The organism is uncultured Cyclobacterium sp. (genome assembly GCF_963976465.1).
Classification (GTDB): domain Bacteria; phylum Bacteroidota; class Bacteroidia; order Cytophagales; family Cyclobacteriaceae; genus Cyclobacterium.
In genome coordinates this window covers 1-1,874 of the sequence record NZ_CAXBOC010000698.1, presented here as the reverse complement: position 1 = coordinate 1,874, position 1,874 = coordinate 1, and the positions used below count along the sequence as shown (strand labels likewise).

Here is a 1,874-nt window from a genome sequence, read left to right as displayed (position 1 = left end):
CAGACTTGCCCATGCAGACCAACCGGATCAATAACAGGAATAAATTTGTCCTGGGGCCTTCTGGATCAGGTAAATCATTTTTCATGAATGCGCTGGTAGAGCAGTATTGCATGTACAATAAAAGTGAAACACCGAGATGGCTGATGGATGTGGTTATCGTGGATACTGGTCATTCCTATTCCGGTCTTTGTGCCTATTATGGAGGCAAATACATTACCTATACAGAAAAGGATCCCATTACCACCAATCCCTTTGCCATTACCAGGGAAGAATACAACATCGAAAAAAAGGATGCCCTGCTTACCTTAATTAGTGTATTGTGGAAGTCTGCGGATGGCAAGATCTCCCAGGTAGAATCGGATGTAATCTCCAATACCATTTCAGAATACTATCAGGTGCATTTTGATGAGGTATCAAAAATTGACCGCCCTTGTTTTAATAGCTTTTATGAATTTGCCCTGACATTCATACCGGAGTTGATTCAAAAGGAAAATATTCCTTTCAATATAGATGAGTTCAGGTTTGTGCTCAAGAAATTCTACAAAGGAGGGGAGTATGGTAGCCTCTTAAATGAAGAGGTAGATCAATCCTTATTTGGAGAAGCATTTATCGTTTTTGAAATAGATTCCATCAAGGAGCACAAGGTGCTTTTCCCTATTGTCACCTTGATTATCATGGATGTATTCATTCAAAAAATGCGTTTTCGGAGCAAGCAGCGGAAAGCATTGATCATCGAAGAAGCCTGGAAAGCCATCGCCTCACCACTTATGGCCAACTATATTCTTTACCTGTACAAGACAGTCCGGAAATTCTGGGGAGAAGCCATTGTAGTGACCCAGGAGTTGGGAGACATCATAGGAAACACAGTGGTTAAAGACAGCATTGTGAACAATTCAGACACCATCATTTTGCTGGACCAGGCAAAATTCAAAGACCATTATGATGAAATCGCCTCCCTGCTTTCAATCAATGAGCATGAAAGGAAAAAGATTTTTACCATCAACCAGTTTGACAACACTGAAGGCCGGGGCAGATTCAAGGAGGTTTACATCCGAAGAGGTGCCAGCGGAGAGGTATATGGCGTGGAAGTATCCCTTCATCAGTATTTGACCTATACCACTGAAAAGCCGGAAAAGGCAGCTGTGGAAATCTATACAGATCGCTTTGGTAGCTATCAGCAAGGTTTGGATCACTTTGTAAGGGATTATGAAAATTCAAAAATGGAATTGAACCGTTTCTTTTCTCTGGTCAACCAATTGGGAATTCCTTATAGAGAAAAAACAGAATTTACTGACTAAACAATTATACCATGAAAACTTTGACATTTCTTTTGTTCATTTTCACCAGCGGATGGTTGAAGGCGCAAGTCTATGTTGATCCGGCTGTTTCGGGAGCGCAGGCTACCCATGCAGCCGTGATTAATAGCCAACTCAATAAGACCAATGAAAAACTGACTTTAATAGAAAAAGGTCAACTAGCTGTCACTGGAAAACTTACCGTGGTGAATACCTTACAGGAAAAGCTTAATGCGGGATTGACCGAAGTGAGTGCTATCCTTACAAACCTTGCCAATGTAAGAGAGATTGCACGAATTGCGAGTGGCATTTCCGGAGATGTTCGGGATATTATGGAGTTGGCCAAGGAAAATCCCGAATTTATTGTTTTCGCAGAGCAGAACGCTACACTTTTCCAGCAAAGAGCTACTGCATTAGCTTTGGAAGTACAGCAATTTGCCCTGAAAGGAGGCAAGGAAAATCTAATGGATGCAGGGGAAAGGGCAAAAATCCTCAATACTATTTTAAATGAACTACTGATCCTGAGGTCTTACTCTTATGGAATGTACCGTTCCATGCAATTTGCAAGCATGAAGGGGC

2 protein-coding genes are annotated in these 1,874 nt (G+C 41.6%); both read left to right on the top strand.

What is annotated here, in order from left to right:
* Window positions 1-1,298: TraG family conjugative transposon ATPase (locus tag AAC037_RS24035; RefSeq protein ID WP_339906200.1), on the top strand; the 1,298-nt coding region annotated here is incomplete at its 5' end.
* 11 nt (window positions 1,299-1,309) lie between these two features.
* The coding region (locus tag AAC037_RS24030; protein ID WP_339906198.1) for a hypothetical protein at window positions 1,310-1,874 on the top strand (565 nt) is incomplete at its 3' end.